Here is a 20,216-nt window from a genome sequence, read left to right as displayed (position 1 = left end):
TGACATGGGTGGTTTACAACCTCTGTTTCCTCAGTTTCTGCTATGGTAATGATGGTGTATTGTCATTACCCTCAAAATCAACTCAAAGTTGTTGGTTACCTCGGGATGACACCCTTAACTTTTAATAGCATTGTATGAGAGCAGGAATCTCCTGGTCTTTTACATCATGCTTATTTTAATTAACTTTTATTGTCCGGAACCTGTTAACTTTACAAAAAATTACATCTTTTCTTTCTGGCATTGGCACCTCAAAAAAAGAAAAAATTTACAGAAGGCAAGATCTTCCATTCATTGGCTACCCTGGCGTTGCCTATCATACTCGCCAATATCCTCCACACCGCCTATCAGTTGATCGACACTTTCTGGCTCGGAAGGCTGGGGGCCAATGCTGTGGCCGCAGTAAGCATCAGCTTTCCAATCCTTTTCCTTATTTTGTCGCTTGGAGGCGGCCTGACTCTGGCCGGAACGGTGATCGTTTCTCACCACAAGGGGGCGGATGACCAGCGACAGGTAAATTTCAGCTCATCTCAAACGGTGTTTGTTATTTTCTTTATCTCTATCCTGTTGGCTGCCACTGGCTACTTCGCGGCACCACCTTTGATGAAGCTGGTAGGTGCGGGGCCCGAGATCCTTGCTGATTCCGTGGCTTACTTCCAGGTCTCTTCTCTGGGCTTTGTATTTCTTTTCATGTTCTTCGTTTTTCAGTCGCTGATGCGGGGAATCGGCAATGTACTGCTCCCCATGTACATCATCCTTGTCACCGTATTCCTCAACCTGATCCTCGACCCGCTATTCATTTTCGGTTATGGTCCCATTCCAGGGTATGGCGTGGCTGGTGCTGCTATAGCCAGCATTATCACTCAAGGCCTGTCAGCGGCAGCAGGACTTTTCGTCCTCTTCAGGGGAAAGATGGGGATCAGGATCAAGTGGTCATATATGAAATTCGACTTTTTATGGACTAAAAAACTGTTTGAACTGGGCATTCCAGCCAGCCTGGAGCAATCATCAAGGGCCGCGGGGATGACCGTTATGGTGATGCTGGTAACCAGTTTCGGAAGTGATGTGGTGGCTGCCTATGGCATTGGCGCCAGGTTATTGAGCCTGGTGATCATACCAGCGTTGGGTTTTGCCATCGCTACCACCACCCTGATAGGACAGAATATCGGAGCTGCAAAGATCAAAAGGGCTGAAAAGATCGGCAACCTCAGCACTAAAATCGCCTTTTTCGGACTAACCGGAGTGGGTATGTTGCTATTCGCCTTTGCGGAACCACTCACCGCGTTCTTTGTTCCGAATGACCCCAAGGTGATCAAGGATGGCGCTCTTTTTATCAAAGTGATGGCGCCAAGCTTTGGCTTGCTGGGAGTTCAGCAAGTGCTCAACGGGGTATTCAACGGAGCCGGGTTTACCAAGGCTTCCATGCTCATCTCTATTTTCAGCCTGTGGATCATTCGCTTTCCCATCGCCTTTGTGATGTCATACAAAACACCTCTGGCGTTTGAAGGTATCTGGTGGGCATTTCCCATTTCCAACCTCCTGGCAGCCGCAGTGGCATTTATCTACTATAAAATGGGCTATTGGAAAGTCAGGGCCATCAGAAGAAGGCATCACAATGTAATCGCATGATGGGTGCTTCACTTGCCTGACACTACTCCCACCATACTATCGGCAGTGCCATAAAAGAGGTACCACTTGTCGTGAAAATATACTAAACCTTCTATGAAAGTAGTACCGTCTGCATACTGCCCCGACTTCTCAAAAGGCATTTCAGGTTTTATGAAAGGCCTATCCGTCCGGTCCAGGAGCTTCCAGGGCTCATTCGCATCAAACAAAGCCTGTCCACCAGTGTATATCCGATTTCCCAGCTCCTCAACACCAATCTCTTTTGAGTTACCAGCATTGTATAGCACTACTATCCCGCCATCAGTGAGCACAGGAGGCGGACCGGCTTCTACCAACCATGAGTCAAAATATCCGGGCCGGGGACTCATTACCGGTACAAGATTGCCCTCGTGATTTTCCACCGGTTCCCAATGAACCAGATCCTCGGAGCTGGCCAGCCAGATGTGCGGCACACCAAAGTACATCCAATACCGTCCCTTTATCCTGGCAGCTATCAGTTTGCCATCCTTCATCTCTGTAACTATGGCACCTGATTTCGTCTCACGATTGTGGTATTTCCCATTTTTCCAGTTTCTGAAAACAGGGCCATGCTTCACCCATTTTCTCAGATCTTTGGATGTGGCCACCGCCAGGCGCGGATATTCCCTGTTCCATTGCGTATATGTAAGCACAAAAGTACCATCAGTGGTCTCCACGATCCGCGGGTCCTCAGTACCTCCCGTCCATTCAAATTCCTTTTGGTTATCATTATCAGGAAAAAACACCGGTTCTTTTTCCCTGGTGTAGGTCTCTCCGTCTGCGCTTACCGCCATACCCAGCCTGGAGGTATGTCCCCCGATCTCCTTTTCACCCAGCCTTTCTTCCGCCCGGTACAACACATATATTTTTCCATCTTTTACTACGGCAGCAGGGTTAAATGTGGCCATAGACTCCCACTGCACTTCTTTTCCTGTCATGGGATCTTTAAAAACGGTGGATGTGGTAGGGGCTATGATGGGCTGCTGATCTTTTGTCCTTACGAAAGGACCCAGCATCCAATCTTTTTCCTGCGACAGGACATGCTGAAATGACAGGGTCCAGCCGAGTACCACCAGTGTAATAAGTTTTTTCATACCAGTAAAACGTTATACCATTAACAAATATAACCGAATTACTGTAATACCCTGACAGTCTTCAATTTACTACACCTTCTCCAGTACCAGCTTCAATTTATCCCTTACTTCACCGGCAATCCCTGCCAAATCTTCGTTTTCCACAGCCTGCATAGAAGCTATAGGATCTACCACTGCCACTTCAATAGTATCTACATCTTTCTGCTGTACAATAACATTGCATGGCAGCATAGTGCCTATCTTGTCTTCTGCGCGCAACGCCTTGTAGGCAAACTGCGGATTACAGGCTCCCAGGATCCTGTAAGGCTTGAAGTCTACACCCAACTTCTTCTTAAATGTTTCCCTGACATCAATCTCGGTCAGCACTCCGAAACCTTCCTCTTTCAAAGCTTCCGTTACCTTTTTGATGGCTTCTTCGAAGCTGATATCTTTAAATTCTTTGCTACTGTAATACTGCATACAACCTCCATTTTTTTACGTATAAAACCTATTAAACTCCAAAGTGTTCAGAGGACTCCTCTTGTTCTAATAGCGGCCCTACCACCATGTTAGTCGACTTAAAAATAAAGAGTCCACACGTTTAGGTAAGTAACAATAGTTACAATATACCACCGGCATTGTTGTACTTTTGCAGTAATCGTAAATTAGAAAGACTATGATAAGAACTCTGCTATTGATCATGATTACCACCAGCCTTTCCCTGGCAGGTTGTAATACAACCACCAATCCGTCAACAGAGGAAGAAAAACAGGCCGTACAATCGGCCGGCATTGAGCGGGTGAGCAGTGATAAATTTGAAAAAATGATACTGCGACATGGTGAGGCCGTTCAGTTGCTCGATGTGCGGACTCCCGAGGAGTATGCCGGTGGCTGCCTGGAAAATGCACGCAACATCGACTACTACGATCCTGATTTCAAGAATAAGGTGGCTGAACTTAAAAAAGATGAACCTGTGTTTATTTACTGTGCAGTCGGTGGCAGAAGTGCTGCGGCCGCCAAAGTTTTGCAAGAGCAAGGGTTCACCTGGGTAATAGACCTCGCAGGTGGTATTACCGACTGGAAAAGAAGTGGCAGGAGTGTTAAGTAGGCAGTTGGCAGAAGCAATAGGCAAACAAAAGGTCGTAATGAGTCGTGAGTACTTAGCAGAGAAGACTACGAGGCAAATGACTATCTCAGGACTCAAGACTCAAGACTAAAAACAGACATGAATTATTACCAACTTATCATCGATTCGTATTCGGGCTATGCCAACTATCTGTGGCAGGAGATCACCTCGCCTTCCTGGCATAACTATTTTTACTGGCTTATTGGTGTGTCTCTGGTGTTTTTTGGGGTGGAATGGCTCAGGCCATGGAGGAAAGACCAGCCTCCGTTTAGAAAGGATTTCTGGCTGGACGTATTCTACATGTTCTTCAATTTCTTTTTGTTCTCATTGATTATCTACAATGCAGCCTCCAATGTGGTGGTGCAGTTTTTTAATGATACACTGGCCTCCATCGGTATTACTAACCTGGTCGCCTTTGAGGTGATGAGCTGGCCGCTATGGGCTCACCTGCTGCTGGGTTTTGTAGTTCGCGATTTTGTACAGTGGTGGATACACCGGTTGCTACATCGCGTGCCTGCACTTTGGGAGTTCCACAAAGTACATCACTCCGTAGAACAGATGGGCTTTGCCGCGCACCTGCGCTTCCACTGGATGGAAAACGTGGTCTACCGTTCGATAGAATACATTCCGCTGGCCCTCATCGGCATCGGTTTGAGGGACTTCTTTATCATTCACATCTTCACACTGGCAGTAGGGCATTTTAACCACTCCAATTTCAGATTGAACCTGGGACCATTAAAGTACATCTTTAACAACCCACAGATGCACATCTGGCACCATGCCTATGACCTACCCAAAGACAAGCAGATGGGTGTCAATTTCGGCCTTACACTGAGTATTTGGGACTACCTGTTCCGCACCAGCTATATTCCCTACGAGGGACGGGATATCCGGCTGGGATTTCCTGGTGTGGAGCAGTTTCCAAAGGGGTTTGTGGGGCAGAATTTGCATGGATTGGTGAAGAGGAGAAAGGCTGGAGTTCCGACAAGAGCAGTTAGGAAAAAACAGTAGTCGGTAGTTGGCACCTAACGGAAGACGGGTGAATAAGCTCGATGCTGTAAGCGCTCAAAACTGCTCTACCCTCATTGGGTGGGCTCACGGTAAATACTTCAGCCAAGCCTCTAGCCAAGTTGTAGAGGCCTGGCGTCACTCAGGCTATTTTTCTAATTTTTCTTTTAGGTACTGGTATAAGGTCGTTGGTAAACAAACAGCATCCGGGTTTTCAGGCACCACAATATCGTCAATCACTGCTTGTGTCATATCCACTAGATTGGCTGTTGTGCTGGCTGTGAATCCCGCAGAGGCAAGCGTTTCATTCCACTTTTCTTTTGGAACAGGCTGTAGCTCCACATGCTTATCCAATAGCTTTGAAAATGTTTCAGCTACCTGGCGAGAGCTATATTTTTGCGGTCCCACAAGTTCAAAAACGTCACTGGATCGAGATTTGTGGGCGATTACTTTTGCTATGAATGTAGCCACATCAATGGGTGAATTCATATCAACTTCCAGGTCTTCCGGGAAAAAAGTAGGCAAAACACCGTATTGTTCAACAGTCTCTAAAAAACCCAGCCAATTACTGAAGTAGTAAGATGGACGAATAAATATTTTCTCGATATCCAGATCAGCAAATCCCTGCTCAAGCATTCTCGACATGAGAACATTCCCTGTGTTTGCTTCGACATGAGCGCCTATACACGATAATCCGACAACTCTCTTAATACCATTTGCATGAATGGCTTGCTTATAATTATTGATGATCTGCTGTGTTTCTCCAATAATGTCGTTGGAAGCCGGATCTTCTGGTGTCAGCAGAAATACCGTATTACCCCCTTCCAGAGCATCTGTTAACTGCTCCGGGTTAAAAAGGTCTGCCGTTCTAATTTCCACCTGGCTATCAAAACCCGGATTCCGACTTCGTATAACTGCCCTAACGGGTAAGTTATGGCTTATTAATTCTTTAACGATATTTGAACCAACTTGTCCTGATGCTCCTAAAATGATGTTCATATTCTGTCGTTTTTTGGTTTCACCCAAGATAGATGCACCAAATGACAACACTATGTCAGTAGCTGAATAAAAATTTTTACACGTATTCTAAAATTCTAGTGGGGGTGATGGAGAAAGTATTTAGCACCCTTGAACTGACGGGGCAAAGCTCAATATTTTAAATCAACAAAATGTCACTCCGTAATAGTAAATAGATCTCTTTCGAATTTGCCATTTACAATCTGCCATATCCAATATGTTCGGTCAGGCACATCTCCAAACTCGTCAAAGTCAAGGGAACTATTTATACCACTGTAGTTAATATCCTTTCCTTTTCTGATCAGTTTTTCAATTTCCTTAAAATCGTCAGCAGTGACCTTTTGACCCGATTGCGATACTTTACGTAAATGAGTAGCTATTGTATTCGGCACTGTTGATTGTCCGTCAAGCATCGCTAATGTCAATAGGTAGACGATGTCATATGCGTCAGCAGTTCCCTCTGCTACGGGTTTCCGGCCATACCACTTTTCGAATTTCCTTTCAAATTCCGTACCTGCCAAACTTTTAAAGGCAGTGCCATACATACCCTCTATCACAGTCAGATCTGCTTTTTCCAACAGTTGGCTATACTTGATGGCATCTGAGCCAATGAGCACCGGTTTATGATCCTTAAAAAGTCCGCCTTCTTCAATCTGATAAGACATATTTGAAATTCCATCAACGCTACAGACTACGTATAATACATCCGGTTTCTCTTTCAGAACTTTTCTTAGATGCGGAATCAGATCATAATTATCGGGATTAACAAGCGGACTAAGCCGGTCCTCACCAACTATTTTACCTCCGTATTTTTCGAAATTATTTCTAAACTCATTGGCAAGACCTTCGCCATGGTAATCATCCATATAAAAAAGCGCTGCTGTTTTAAGACCTAATTTGTTGGCAGCAAAAGAAGCTGCTATTTTTCCCTGCCGGATATCGGTAGACGTTGTTCTGAATATGAGATCTTTATCATCCAGCTTCGACACCCGAGTAGAGGTGGAGTTAGGCGAAATTAATACTGCAGGATACTCATGTAAGACCTCGCGTGCTATTTTTATGGTATTTGTAGAGCTCATTGGCCCAATCAAACTGGTTACCTGGTACTTCACAATAAGCTCTTTTGCCTTTTCCACAGCAAAATTCCCATCACCTCCGTCATCAGCCGAAATCAGATAGAGTTTCTTCCCTAATATCCCTCCTGAATCATTGATTTCATCGATAGCCATTTGGGCTCCTTGCTGCAACTCCTGTGTATATTCAGGGTCAGATGAAAAAGGCATTATTAGCCCCAGATTAATAGTTTTACCTGAAAAAGCAACTGTACTATCCACTTGTATGGGCATGCTAGATTTCTCAACATCTACAGCCGCAAGCTCACGAATATCAAGATCTGATATTTCGTTATCCTGAGAATAGAGATTCGAACATATAAAAAGTGTAATAATAAATAGCCTTCTCATTTCCCAGTAAATTTTTAAGTCAAGAATTTAAATTACCCGCGCCAACAAATTTGTAAGATACAAAATCTGAACGACAATGTAGAACTTCATTTTCTAGAACAGTACATTTTACTTTTTTAGTTTTCAAATTGAATAATCTGAAGTTATACTTCAATATGAGAACATACCATTTGTCTGGTATGCTATTCCTTGATGATATTTGAACCAACTTATCCTGATACTCCTAAATGAGATTCATATTTCTTATAGTTTATGGCTTTTGACTAAGATAAATCTACCCCATGGCAACGTCATGACCGTAGTTGAATAACCATTTTTTTACTACATCATTTTGAAATTTTATAGAGCCACACAGTTACGTATCCAGAATCTCCCGCTATGGTGCCTGTAAACTTGTTTTAGAGGGTTAAAATACATGATGCTGTCGCTATCTTCCTGAGACCATAGTAAGATACCTTGGGCAGGAGCTTTTTGCATCCAATTTAGGATTAAAGAATTTTAAGCAAATTTTAAGAAACCGCTAAAAAGAACTTAACTTATAAGAGAAGATATTTGTATTATGAGAATCCTGATCGTAGAAGACGAACCCGGCATAGCGAATTTCCTCAGGCAGGGTCTGGAGGAAGAATCTTTCGCTGTGGATGTGGCAGAAGAAGGCACTCATGGCCTGCAGCTCGCCCTCTCCGGCAATTATGATCTACTACTGCTCGACTGGATGGTACCGGGGATCAGTGGTATTGAGATCTGCCGACAGTTCAGAAAGGAACATCCTAATGTTCCTATCATCCTTCTCACAGCCAAAGACACCGTGCAGGAGACGGTTTTCGGCCTTCAGACCGGTGCCAACGACTACATTAAAAAACCCTTTCATTTCGAAGAGTTGCTGGAGCGCATCCGGGTACAGCTAAGACCAAAATCGGGTGAACATTCTAAATTTACCCTCGGTCCCATTATTCTGGATACGAGCACGCACCAGGTGCTCAAAAATGGAGAAGAAATACAACTGACACAGAAAGAGTTTGCCCTGCTGGAGTACCTGATGAGGAACAAAGGCAGAGTATGTCGCAGGACCCGGATCATTGAAAGTGTGTGGGATATCCACTTCGAATACAACACCGGGGTCATTGATGTGTACATTAATGCATTGAGAAGGAAGCTGCATCTCAGCGAAGACAAGAACTATATTCAAACCGTTAGAGGAGTGGGTTATATCGCCAAAGAAATATGAAATCTACTTTTAAAAACCGTATTGCACTGTATTACATGATAGCTACGGCAATTATCATCGCTTTTGTCTTTGGTATTGTTTTCTTCATTGTCAAGGGCACCGTATATCAAAACCTGGACAATGACCTGTCTATTGAAGCTCAAAAACATACTCAAGAAATCGCTTTCAAAGGCGATAGCATCTATTTTATAAATAAAGCGGAATGGGCAGAACGGGAACATCGCCAGGCGGAGGTCAATCCGGTGTTTATCCAGGTGCTGGATAGGCATGGTCGGCTTATGGATAAATCTCCGAACCTGAAGGAACAACGGCTCCCGTTTTCGAGAACGGATTTCGGTGTCCACTTCGATACCGAACTTAATGACAGGGCTATTCGTCAGGTACAACTTCCCGTTGAGAAGAACGGTGCCATGAAAGGATATATTCTGGCAGCCGTATCGTTAGAATCCTCCAAAACTGTTATTCAAGACCTGAAAAATGTCCTTCTCATCTCCTACCCTGTGGTACTGATCGGAGTATTCTTTATATCGCGCTTTCTTGCAGGCAGGAGTATTGTCCCGGTGAAGGAAATTACGGACACTTCAAAACGGATCACTCAAAAAAACCTGAAGGAGCGTGTGCCTCTGCCAGCCAACCGGGATGAATTATACGATATGGCCTCCTCTATCAACGCTTTATTACAACGTATTGAAAATGCTATGCTAAGAGAGCGGCAGTTCACATCTGATGCTTCACATGAGTTAAGAACGCCTCTGTCGTCTTTACGGGGCACTTTGGAGATCCTGATCAGAAAACCCCGGTCTCAGGCCGAATATGAAGAAAAGGTCCGGTACAGCCTGTCTGAAATAGACCGTATGACCTCCATCATCGAACAGCTTTTACTACTGGCCCGCTTTGACGAAAACGGCAAACCTGAACAAATAGCACTGGTCACTCTTATTGACGAGATCGTTGACAGGTATACAAAAGAAATAGTGCAAAAAAGGCTTAGAATAAATTTTACCTCTCAGGTTAAGGATGCTCTTGTCCCCCGGTATTATTCTAACCTGATCCTTGACAATGTAATCAACAATGCAATAAAATATTCCAAAGATAACTCAGAACTGCTCATTAACATTTACTCCGCAGATAACCACATCGTATGCCAGGTAAAAGACAACGGTATCGGTATCAAAAAAGAGGATCTTGAGCATTTGTTCAATCCCTTTTTCCGTTCCGATGCCCTCAACCACAGGCACATTTCCGGGACAGGCCTCGGCCTGTCTATTGCCGGTAAAGCAGCAGACGCCATCGGTGCCAAAGTATTAGTAAATAGTGAGTTGAATATGGGTACTACAGTGACGGTAAAGTTCTGAGAACTTAAAAACCATAAGCCTGAAGATGGAATGAAAAATGCTCTCTCCGATTGGTTTGTGCTATTAGACACACCTGTGATCTTCATTTTTACCTTCATAAAGTATGGCTAGTATTGAAAAAGAAAACAACTAAATACCTCATCATCTACAACAACGCTCATTGCTCCACCCTTACACACTACATATTTTTAAGGAAATCTTAAGAAACGGCTGAGCAAAGTCTTAGGCAACCGGAGCTACCTTTGATTGATCATTTAAAACTTCAAAAAAATGCTTGAGCGCATCATTAACTACAGCATTCACCACAAACTCATCGTATTTCTGTTCACCGCAGTCATTATAGGGTTTGGCATCTATTCGCTCATGAATATTCCTATCGGAGCAGTACCTGACGTTACTAACAACCAGGTGCAGGTGATCACGACTTCCCGCAACCTTGCTACTCAGGATGTCGAAAAGTTCCTTACCTACCCGGTAGAACTGGAAATGGCCAACTTACCCGGGGTCCGTGAGATCCGCTCTGTTTCAAAGTTTGGTCTATCTGTGGTAACAGTTGTTTTCGATGACGACATGGGTACCTACCTGCCCCGCCAGTTGATTGCCGAAAAGATCAAAAATGCAGAAGAAAAAATACCAGCCGGTTTTGGGCAACCGTTTATGGGGCCCATCAGTACAGGACTTGGCGAAATCTATCAGTACATAATCGATGTGAAGCCGGGCTACGAAGACAAATACTCCATCACCGACCTCCGCACAATCCAGGATTGGGTGGTGAAGCGCCAACTGGCAGGGATACCGGGCGTGGTAGAAGTCAACACCTGGGGCGGATACCTGAAGCAATATGAAGTATCACTGAGCCCTGAGCGGCTGCGTGCCATGAAACTTTCCATTTCGGAAGTTTACCAGGCACTTGAACAAAATAATAGTGTTGCCGGAGGCGGATATATTGAAAAACTCAATGAGAGCTACTTCATCCGGGGAGAAGGGCTTGTCAAATCGCTGGAAGACATTGAAAATATCGTGCTAGCCAACCGGAATGGTGTACCTGTTTTCATAAAAGACGTTGCAACTGTGCGTTTTGGTCATGCCACCCGGTTTGGAGCGATCACCGGTAATGGAGAAGGCGAGAAGGTGCTTGGACAAGTTATGATGCTCAAAGACGCTAATTCTAAGGCGGTCATTGAAGCCGTAAAAGCCAGGGTTGACGAAATGCAATCCTCCCTCCCACCGGGAATCGTGATCAACCCGTTCCTGGAGCGCAGCGAACTAATAAGAAAGACAACCTTCACAATAGCAGAAAACCTCGTCCTGGGCTGCTTGATAGTAATATTTGTTGTGGTACTGCTACTGGGCAACATCAGATCCGGTCTGGTAGTGGCATCAGTCATTCCACTAAGCTTATTTTTCGCCCTATCCCTGATGTATATTTTTGGTGTTGATGCCAACCTGATGAGCCTTGGTGCTATTGACTTTGGTATCATCATTGACGGAGCTGTGATCATTGTAGAATTCATTGCTTTTAAGATCACTAGTGAAAGGAGCAAGTTGCTTTCGCTGCCGTCATATGAAAAACAGACATTTATTGATAAAATCACTTATCAGGGAGCGACTAAAATGATGCACTCTGCTGTTTTCGGGCAGCTCATTATCATCATAGTCTTTATACCCATCCTGTCTCTTGTTAATGTCGAAGGAAAAATGTTCAAGCCTATGGCGCTGGTTTTCACTTTCGCTCTTACCGGCGCTATGATCTTGTGTTTTACCTATGTCCCGGTAATGGCCTCTCTTTTTATTAAGCCTTCGGATCCTGAGAGAAAAACTGTTTCCTCTCTGCTCATTTCATTCCTGGAAAGGAAATATGAGCCTGCCATTACCTGGGCATTACGTAAAAAGGGGATGGTACTAAGTCTCGCCATCAGCCTGTTAATCGTTGTGGCGCTGATATTTTCCAAAATGGGTGGCGAATTTGTTCCTACCCTTGATGAAGGCGACTTTGTGATCCAACCTGTCTTAAAAACAGGCACCTCATTGAGCAAAACCATCGAAATGACCACTCGTATGGAAAAGATCCTCAAAACTTTTCCGGAAGTAGATCAGGTGGTAAGTCGAATCGGAGCGGCTGAAGTGCCTACGGATCCGATGTCAATGGAAGAGAGTGACGTGATCATTAAGTTGAAACCGCGAAGTGAATGGGTATCTGCTAACAGCAAAGATGAGCTGGCGGACCAGTTTAAGGAAGCTTTATCAGAGATCCCGGGTATTGATTATGAGTTTACCCAGCCTATTGAAATGCGCTTCAATGAACTCATTACCGGTGTACGGGCGGATCTTGCCATCAAGATATTTGGCGAGGATCTTGATGTGCTGTACAAGAAAGCTTTGGAGGTCCAAAAAGCTATTCAACACGTAGAAGGCGCAGCGGACATCACCGTGGAAAAAGTGGCGGGCCTGCCCCAGATGTCCGTGCAGTACGACCGTCAGAAGATCGCAAAATACGGACTCAACATCAAAGATCTCAACAGGGTAATCACCATGGGTTTTGCTGGTGTACCAGCCGGAACAGTATTTGAAGGAGAAAAGCAATTCGACCTGGTCGCCCGATTTGCCCAACAACACCGTCAGAATATCAAAAACATAGAAAGGGCTTCAATACAATTACCGGATGGCAGCCACTTACCCTTGAGTGAATTCGCAACCATCGGCTATACGAAAGGACCTGCAAAAATATCCCGTGACAATACGAAACGTAGGATTGTTATTGGTGTAAACGTACGTAACCGTGATCTTGAATCCGTGGTAACTGATGTCAGCAATATCATCGATCGCGAGATCACTCTCCCCATCGGATATACTGTAGCCTACGGTGGCCAGTTTGAAAACCTGCGTACTGCCCGTGACAGGCTGATGATAGCGGTCCCGATTGCCCTGGTACTGATCTTTGTGTTGTTGTACTTTGCCTTCGACTCGGTAAAAGAGGCTTTGATGATCTACAGTGCCATTCCCTTGTCAGCGGTTGGTGGCGTGTTGTTGCTATACCTGCGGGGCCTGCCTTTCAGTATTTCAGCAGGTGTCGGGTTCATAGCGCTTTTCGGAATAGCCGTACTCAATGGCATAGTTCTTATAGAACATTTTAAGGAGTTGAAGGCTCAAGGTATAATAGATATCAACAGGCGGATCATCACCGGTACACGACAACGACTACGTCCTGTTTTACTTACCGCCTCGGCTGCCGCCCTGGGCTTTCTGCCCATGGCGATTTCAAATTCGGCCGGGGCTGAAGTACAGCGTCCGCTGGCCACAGTTGTAGTGGGTGGGCTCATCACAGCCACAGCACTTACCTTGATTGTGCTACCGGTGCTTTATGCGATTTTTGATAAGAAAGAGTACCTTCCTGAAAATAGAAAACTTCACCCGGCTGTAGTAGTGGTCGCTTTACTGACAGCATTGCCTTTTACTTCCTATGCACAAACGCAACCGATCACTGTTAATGAGGCCGTTCATATCGCTTTAAAAAACAATAAAGGCCTACGCGCATCCGCAGAGCGCATAGATCAGTATCAACAACTGGCGGGCACAGCATTTGACCCCGCCAAGACAGAGGTTTATTACGCTTACGATGAGAACAACTTTGCCAAAAATGGTCTGCCATTAAAGGTTTGGGGTGTTAGCCAGTCACTACAGTTTCCAACCGTCTACAACACCCGAAAAAAAGTGCAAAAAAACAGGATCGCTATGGCACAGCAACAGTACCTGCTGGATGAACTGCAAGTGACTAAAGAGGTATCAAAAGCCTGTTATCAGGTGATGTACTGGCAAAGCCTGGTCAGCAACTATCAGTACCTGGACAGCCTGTATAGTCATTTTGCATTTGCCGCCAACCGCAGGTTTGAGCTTGGTGAAACAAACTACCTTGAAAAGCTGACAGCAGAAACCAAGCAACGGGAAATGGCGCTGCTACTTCAACAAGGGCAGGAAGGTATTAGAAAATCATATATCCTGCTTCACCAATGGATGCAGACGGACTCGGCATACTACATTTCGGAGACTACCATGTCGCGCCTTACTTTGGAAATTGATACACTTATCCATCCTGGGTTAAGATATTTCCAGGAAGCACGGCAACTTTCGAAAAGCAACCTTGCTTTGGAGAAACAGCAACTCCTGCCAGATTTAAGGCTGGAAGCTTTCCAGGGGACCAATAGTGGCATTGACGCCAGGCGGTACTCCGGGTTTCAGGTAGGTGTAGCCATACCGCTGTTCTTCGGCGGTCATAAAGCCAGAATCAGAGCAGCAAGCACAGAGGTCAGTATCAGGGATAGCGAGTCCGAAAATTATAAGATCCAATTAGATGCTAAATACCAGTCGCTACTATCCGATATGAATAAATATGGGAAAGCACTGGAATACTACAATGGCATCGGAATAAATCTGGCCAAAGAGCTGGTCCAAAATGCAACTAAAGCTTTCCAAAACGGTGAGATTGACTTTTTGCAATATATCCAGCTATTGGAAAGCGCTAAAGATATAGAGATAAACTACCTCGATAATCTTTTAAAGTATAATACAACCGTTCTGGAAGCCAATTATTTACTTTATTAATCGACTGACATGAAAAATATTAAGTTAAACAGACTGCTTGCCATAGGAGTCATCAGCTTGTGGTCATGCAATGATAAAGCGCCTGGTGTAACTCCCGAAGAAGGTGATACAAATATCATTAGTGTTACTACTTCTCAGTTCACCTCCTCAAATATGGCGCTGGACACGCTAACGGTGCATAATTTTCATCGTTCCGTTATTGCCAACGGGATGATTGACGTCCCTCCTGAGAACAAGGCTTCTGTCAGCGCTTACTTTAGTGGTTATATCAAGGAAATTAAGCTACTCCCGGGGCAGTTGGTCAAAAAAGGGCAGGTGCTGTTCACCCTGGAAAACCCGGAATATGTACAAATTCAACGTGAGTACCTGGAATCCAAGGGACAACTGAAGTATCTGAAGGCTGACTATGAACGCCAAAAGGCACTGGCCAGCGACAAAGTGACCAGTCAAAAGAGTTTTTTGAAAGCTGAGGCGGATTACGAGGTTATTTTGGCTACTCATCAGTCACTGAGAAAGAAACTGGTTATGATGAATATTTCGCCCGACCGTGTAAGCGGGAATAATATCCTTTCTTCCATCACCGTAACCTCACCTATCTCCGGTTTTGTTACGTCTGTGAATGCCATTAAAGGGATGTTCCTCACTCCTTCTGACATTGCGGTGACCATTACCAACACAGATCATTTGCACCTGGAGTTGAATATATTTGAAAAAGATCTGTTAGCCATTCGGGAAGGACAAGCCATCAAATTCCGCATTCAAAACACTGATGAGGAGTTTGATGCCACCGTGTACCTGATCGGAAAATCCGTCGATCCTGAAAAGCGAACTGTTGCCATACACGGACATCTTAGGGATGAAAGCCGGATACACGCATTTGCTCCGGGTATGTACATAGAAGGTGAAATCCAGACATCTGTTCATTCAGCCCCGTCCCTGCCGGCAGAAGCAGTGGTAAATGTTGAAAACAACTATTATGTATTGGTAAAACGAGGCGTGCAGGATGAAGCCCTTATGTTGGAAAAGAGGGAAGTAATGGTGGGCACAAGTGACAATGCCTATACCGAGATCCTTAATGCCTCAGACTTTAGGAAAGGAACTGAGTTTCTAACGAAAGGAGCATTTAATCTGGTGCTGGAGTAGTTAGCAGGTATTGCCCTGCTACGGCTATACCAGCCGTTGAATCACAGTTCATTTTTAAGACCCGTTTAATTCCCGTATTTGTTGACGATGGCCATCTGCCCGGCATGATAGGTTGTGTGAGATATAATTCTGCCAAAAGCTTCAGCTTTTGTTTTGGTGCCAAATTCCCGGGTTGAGATGACCACTTGCCAGTCGTCATCTGTTTGTCGTTCAACAATATCCCGGAGCCGCCCAAAAGAGTGAGTCACATACTCCTTTAACTCCTGCAGGTTGGTCCATTCACCCGTATCCTTTTGAGCCACGACCGTCTTTGCCTGTACCTTGATATCTCTACCGCCAAATACATTTTTGGCAAAAAGCAGTTCCACATCACCGATATGGCGAATTAAAAAACCAACACTATTGGGCACACCTTCCAGCTTCTTTTTTAAATCAGCTTCACTCAAACTACTCAACTGATTAGTAAACCTGGTCCGGGCCTCTATCCACAACTCAATAAGTATTTCTGTCTTAGTTTTCATACTTAGTAAAACGCAAGAGAAACTCCACAAGTTATCAACATTGGTAATGGGCGTGCCCCTTAAGGATTCTCATCTTTGCTATATTCCCTTCACTCTTGTATATTGTCCGCCATTATTCATTAAAAAAAACCTAAACAAATATGAAACTCCTAAAACCAACTGCATGGTTACTCCTGCTTACAGTGGCACTGCTGAGTTGTAGCGAACCTGCACCACAACAGTCTGAGGCTCCGGAAAAAGAATCATTCGAATACCTGGCTGAACAATTCGCAGATCTAAAGATCATTCGCTATCAAATCCCTGATTTTGATAAGTTAACAACACAACAAAAAACGTTGGTCTACTACCTTACACAAGCCGGTCTGGCAGGTCGTGATATCATGTGGGACCAAAACTACAGGCATAATCTCAAGATCAGACATGCCCTGGAAAATATTGTGAAGAACTATAGCGGTGATAAAGAAACCGATGACTGGAAAAATTTCATGACCTATGTGAAAAGGATATGGTTTTCCAATGGTATCCACCACCACTATTCCAACAACAAGATCATGCCTGACTTTTCCAGGGAATATTTCAATGAGCTGATGTCGGCTACGTCTACAGAACTTGACAAGTCTGTTGTTGAAGTGCTGTTCAATCCCGACACAGATAACAAAAAAGTAAATCTGGACCCTACCAAGGGCTTGCTGAAAGGCTCCGCAGTTAATTTCTATGCTCCGGACATCACCGAGGAAGAAGTGGATGCTTTCTATGCCACTAAAGTAGATACCAAAGATCCCACTCCGGTATGGTACGGCCTTAACTCCAGGATGGTCAAAGAAAATGGTGAGCTCAAAGAGCAGGTTTATAAAATTGACGGTCTGTATGGCCCAGCCATAGAAAAAATCACGTACTGGCTCGAAAAGGCTACTACTGTGGCTGAAAATGAACCACAAAAGAAAGCGCTTGAGTTGCTGATCGAATATTACAAAACCGGAGATCTCAAAACATGGGATGAATACAACATAGCCTGGGTCAACGCTACGGAAGGTGATATTGACTATATTAATGGGTTCATAGAAGTATATAATGACCCCATGGGATACCGTGGATCCTACGAGTCTATTATAGAGATCAAGGATTTTGAAGCCTCGGAAAGAATGGCTACCCTCTCTGCCAATGCACAATGGTTTGAAGACAATGCCCCCATTCTGGATGAAAACAAGAAAGAAAATGTAGTAGGCATTACCTACAAAGTGGTAAATGTAGCAGGTGAAGCCGGTGATGCCTCTCCATCTACGCCTATTGGAGTGAACCTGCCCAACTCCGACTGGATCAGGGCGCAGCATGGTTCGAAATCTGTCAGCCTGGGCAATATTGTGTCTGCCTATGACGGTGCTTCCGGTACTGGTATGCTTGAGGAGTTTTCATATAGCGAGGAAGAAATAAAACGGGCGAAAGAATATTCCGAATTAGGTGACAAGCTGCACACTGCACTGCATGAGGTAATTGGACATGCCTCAGGAAAGCTTAATGAAGGCGTGGGAACGCCTAAGGAAACCCTAAAAAGCTATGCCTCAGCCCTGGAAGAAGGCCGTGCTGATCTTATAGCCTTATACTACCTCATGGATCCAAAGTTAGTGGAACTGGGATTGATCCCCAGCCTGGAAGTAGGGAAGGAAGAGTATGACAGCTATATAAAAAACGGATTAATGCTACAGCTAAGAAGGCTTCAGCCAGGCGAGGTGATAGAAGAAGCACATATGCGCAACCGTCAGATGATAGCCCAGTGGGCGTATGAGAAAGGAAAAGAGGACAATGTGATTGAGAAAAAGACCAAAGATGGAAAAACCTATTTTGTGGTCAATGATTATGAAAAGCTGAGGACACTTTTCGGAGAGTTGTTAAAAGAGATACAGCGAATTAAATCAGAAGGAGATTATGAAGCGGGTAAAAACCTGATAGAGAACTATGGCGTACAGGTAGACCAGGAGCTTCATAAGGAAGTACTCCAAAGGGCTGAAAAGCTGAAAACCGCTCCTTATGGAGGGTTTATTAACCCTGTGCTGGTGCCAGTGACAGACGAGTCGGGGAATATAACCGATGTGAAAGTAGAATACCCTAAGGATTTTACAGAACAGATGCTATTTTACGCTGAAAATTATTCCAATCTGCCCGTGGAATAATAGCTAGTGTTGAGTTAGGCATACTTAGCCATACCAAGCTTTGTTCTTTTTGTCCCATGCTGCCTTAAAAAAAACTTACGTAGTGCCTTTAAGAAACGTCAATCTCCGCGTTACGCTCGTTCCAAAAATGCTCTCGTACCTCAGTACGCTCCGCTTTTCGGAACTTCACAAGCCTTGACCTTGACCTTTTCTTAAAGCCACTTAGAAGTTTTCTTACAACTACGTAGCTTCGGCTATGCTTATATTGTTTGTGTTGCCTGGACAAAAATAACTGCAACTTATATGGCACAGTACACTTGACTCAACACTAGCAGGAAAAACGGCAAAACCCGCTTCGGAAGTGCCTGAAGCGGGTTTTGTTGGTACTTCTCAAAGCGGCTTGCAACGGTAACTCTCTGACTGCCTGAAAACACAATCCGAATTAACCTGGGTTAACACTTATATTTGTTTTAACTCTGATGACAATGTGTTAAATAGTTGTACATCCGCTGCAATGGTCGATGTATCTTTTATTTGCGTCAATAGGGAGTTTCCTCGTTTTAATAACTCCTGTATTTTATTCATATTTCCATCACGGTAGGCAATGTCCAGCCGTAATGCTATTAACCTGAAAAGCATTCTCTTTTCTGTGCCATTGTCAGTCGTCAATATTCTGTCTATTAGGTTAGCCGCTGCTGTCAGATCATCTTTGCCGTTTGCCAGTCTGCAGGCTAACTCGAATGCTTTCTCCAGGGCGGTACTTTCCTTTGGTTTTACGTCATTTTCCTCGAATAGCACGCTGTTTTCTTTTACAATAGGTTGTCCTATTCTGATATAATTTCCTGAAGGATCAACAATTACAAATTGACGTACACCATACGCAGGAATATCCTTTAAAGGATTTATCCTTGGAATGCCTTTAAGAGGAATTTTACCATATTGTTTTTTCAGTCCTGACCTGCAGTTGGTGTAAAATGTTTCGATATCATCAACTCTGAGATAGCATGAACTAAAATTTGACTCCGGTTTGAGCTTCAACCCAAAAAAATGGACTTCAATACCCTTTATTTTGAGCCCAATATAATTATTTGGGGCTTTTTGCTGATAAGTGATGGTACAACCCAAAGCCCTGTAAAACTCAGTGGTATCCTTTATAGAATTACTGGGAAGCATAGGTATTGCAAATTCTCTTATTTCATTCTTTGCCATAGTTATCCGGGGGACTATTCTTAATAATGTCTCTAAAAAACGTCTATGTCTGGATTATGCTTGCCCAAAAAAATGTTCTTGTATGGGACTCCCGTCTTTGGGACTTCACACCGGTGTGCCTTAGCGGTGCGAAAGCGCAAGCCCTTACTCTGCTCATGCGGTTATGCGAAGGCAAGCTTGACCTTAACGTTTTCTTAAAGCCACTTAGAGTTTTCTTACAAGCGTTAAATAATATTGTTGCTTTCAGCATCAGATAACGATAATAACCAGTCGTTGGTTGGTTAAACAGGTAAGTTATTTTCCTACCGCAGATACCTGAAGAAAAAGTAAGAACTCAGAACACGGCTACCCCTCCAATTCCGAGCAATAGAAGCCTATTCTGAGCACGCTATTTTCTATTTCTGCAGGTTGGATATTACGCTTACATTCTACCCGCAATACATTTTCATGGTCTTTAAGATCGACATTTACCTGTAGCACTCCCTCAATTCTCTCCAGCTCCCTGCATGCCAGTCGCGCCTTTCGAATGCTATTGAGGTTGGTCCTAAAAACCAAAATTTGGTCATATATGATCATTTCATCTACTAAATCTTTTGGTGCCATAGTTGTTGTGAGTTTTTGAAATAGTTATTTTTGTGATTAATTATTTTAGCTTAGCAAATAATTATCTTAGCAACAAAGATAAA

15 protein-coding genes are annotated in these 20,216 nt (G+C 44.1%); 8 read left to right on the top strand and 7 right to left on the bottom strand.

What is annotated here, in order from left to right; translation table 11 throughout:
• Positions 1 to 240: 240 nt before the first annotated feature.
• Entirely contained in the window at positions 241 to 1,626 is a 1,386-nt protein-coding gene (locus C900_RS13240) for an MATE family efflux transporter (protein ID WP_009580458.1), read from the top strand.
• 8 nt (positions 1,627 to 1,634) lie between these two features.
• On the opposite strand, the gene C900_RS13235 is transcribed toward C900_RS13240, so the two are convergent.
• Positions 1,635 to 2,735, bottom strand: coding sequence for a glycoside hydrolase family 130 protein (locus C900_RS13235; RefSeq protein WP_009580457.1), 1,101 nt, complete (start codon positions 2,733 to 2,735; stop codon positions 1,635 to 1,637).
• A 69-nt stretch (positions 2,736 to 2,804) separates the two neighbouring features.
• The gene (locus tag C900_RS13230) at positions 2,805 to 3,194 is read right to left on the bottom strand and encodes a DUF302 domain-containing protein (RefSeq protein ID WP_009580456.1); all 390 of its coding nucleotides are present in this window, start codon (positions 3,192 to 3,194) and stop codon (positions 2,805 to 2,807) included.
• 196 nt (positions 3,195 to 3,390) lie between these two features.
• Here C900_RS13230 and C900_RS28445 point away from each other — a divergent pair, with 196 nt between their 5' ends.
• The gene (locus C900_RS28445; RefSeq protein WP_051052841.1) at positions 3,391 to 3,822 is read left to right on the top strand and encodes a rhodanese-like domain-containing protein; all 432 of its coding nucleotides are present in this window, start codon (positions 3,391 to 3,393) and stop codon (positions 3,820 to 3,822) included.
• A 117-nt stretch (positions 3,823 to 3,939) separates the two neighbouring features.
• On the top strand, positions 3,940 to 4,851 hold the full coding sequence (locus C900_RS13220; protein WP_009580454.1) for a sterol desaturase family protein: 912 nt from the start codon (positions 3,940 to 3,942) through the stop codon (positions 4,849 to 4,851).
• A gap of 144 nt (positions 4,852 to 4,995) precedes the next feature.
• Here the strand turns inward: C900_RS13220 and C900_RS13215 are convergent, their stop codons facing one another.
• Both C900_RS13215 and C900_RS13210 read right to left on the bottom strand, forming a co-directional pair.
• Positions 4,996 to 5,847: an NmrA family NAD(P)-binding protein gene (locus tag C900_RS13215; protein WP_009580453.1), complete on the bottom strand. Its 852-nt coding sequence runs from the start codon at positions 5,845 to 5,847 to the stop codon at positions 4,996 to 4,998.
• A 173-nt stretch (positions 5,848 to 6,020) separates the two neighbouring features.
• Entirely contained in the window at positions 6,021 to 7,328 is a 1,308-nt protein-coding gene (locus C900_RS13210; protein WP_009580452.1) for an ABC transporter substrate-binding protein, read from the bottom strand.
• Between the two features lie 559 nt (positions 7,329 to 7,887).
• Between C900_RS13210 and C900_RS13205 the strand changes: the two genes are divergently transcribed.
• The 4 genes from C900_RS13205 (at position 7,888) to C900_RS13190 (ending at position 15,653) form a co-directional block, all read left to right on the top strand.
• Positions 7,888 to 8,556: a response regulator transcription factor gene (locus C900_RS13205; protein ID WP_009580451.1), complete on the top strand. Its 669-nt coding sequence runs from the start codon at positions 7,888 to 7,890 to the stop codon at positions 8,554 to 8,556.
• Positions 8,553 to 9,911 (top strand): sensor histidine kinase, encoded by a 1,359-nt coding sequence (locus tag C900_RS13200; RefSeq protein ID WP_009580450.1) that lies wholly within the window; start codon positions 8,553 to 8,555, stop codon positions 9,909 to 9,911. The genes C900_RS13205 and C900_RS13200 overlap by 4 nt, the downstream gene beginning before the upstream one ends.
• A 270-nt stretch (positions 9,912 to 10,181) precedes the next feature.
• Complete coding sequence (locus tag C900_RS13195) at positions 10,182 to 14,510, top strand: CusA/CzcA family heavy metal efflux RND transporter (RefSeq protein WP_009580449.1); 4,329 nt, start codon at positions 10,182 to 10,184, stop codon at positions 14,508 to 14,510.
• 9 nt (positions 14,511 to 14,519) lie between these two features.
• Positions 14,520 to 15,653: an efflux RND transporter periplasmic adaptor subunit gene (locus tag C900_RS13190; protein ID WP_009580448.1), complete on the top strand. Its 1,134-nt coding sequence runs from the start codon at positions 14,520 to 14,522 to the stop codon at positions 15,651 to 15,653.
• Between the two features lie 65 nt (positions 15,654 to 15,718).
• On the opposite strand, the gene C900_RS13185 is transcribed toward C900_RS13190, so the two are convergent.
• Positions 15,719 to 16,174, bottom strand: a complete 456-nt coding sequence (locus C900_RS13185; RefSeq protein WP_009580447.1) for a DinB family protein — start codon at positions 16,172 to 16,174, stop codon at positions 15,719 to 15,721.
• Between the two features lie 140 nt (positions 16,175 to 16,314).
• Between C900_RS13185 and C900_RS13180 the strand changes: the two genes are divergently transcribed.
• The gene (locus tag C900_RS13180; protein WP_040496748.1) at positions 16,315 to 18,342 is read left to right on the top strand and encodes a dipeptidyl-peptidase 3 family protein; all 2,028 of its coding nucleotides are present in this window, start codon (positions 16,315 to 16,317) and stop codon (positions 18,340 to 18,342) included.
• Positions 18,343 to 18,780: 438 nt separating this feature from the next.
• Here C900_RS13180 and C900_RS13175 read toward each other — a convergent pair whose 3' ends face one another.
• On the bottom strand, positions 18,781 to 19,530 hold the full coding sequence (locus tag C900_RS13175; RefSeq protein ID WP_009580445.1) for a bleomycin resistance protein: 750 nt from the start codon (positions 19,528 to 19,530) through the stop codon (positions 18,781 to 18,783).
• Positions 19,531 to 19,875: 345 nt separating this feature from the next.
• Positions 19,876 to 20,133 (bottom strand): hypothetical protein, encoded by a 258-nt coding sequence (locus C900_RS13165; RefSeq protein ID WP_009580444.1) that lies wholly within the window; start codon positions 20,131 to 20,133, stop codon positions 19,876 to 19,878.
• Positions 20,134 to 20,216: the final 83 nt, after the last annotated feature.

Source organism: Fulvivirga imtechensis AK7 (assembly GCF_000331535.1).
Lineage (GTDB): Bacteria > Bacteroidota > Bacteroidia > Cytophagales > Cyclobacteriaceae > Fulvivirga > Fulvivirga imtechensis.
Note: the sequence above shows the minus strand (reverse complement) of the source record. Positions and strands in the feature narration are given on the sequence as shown.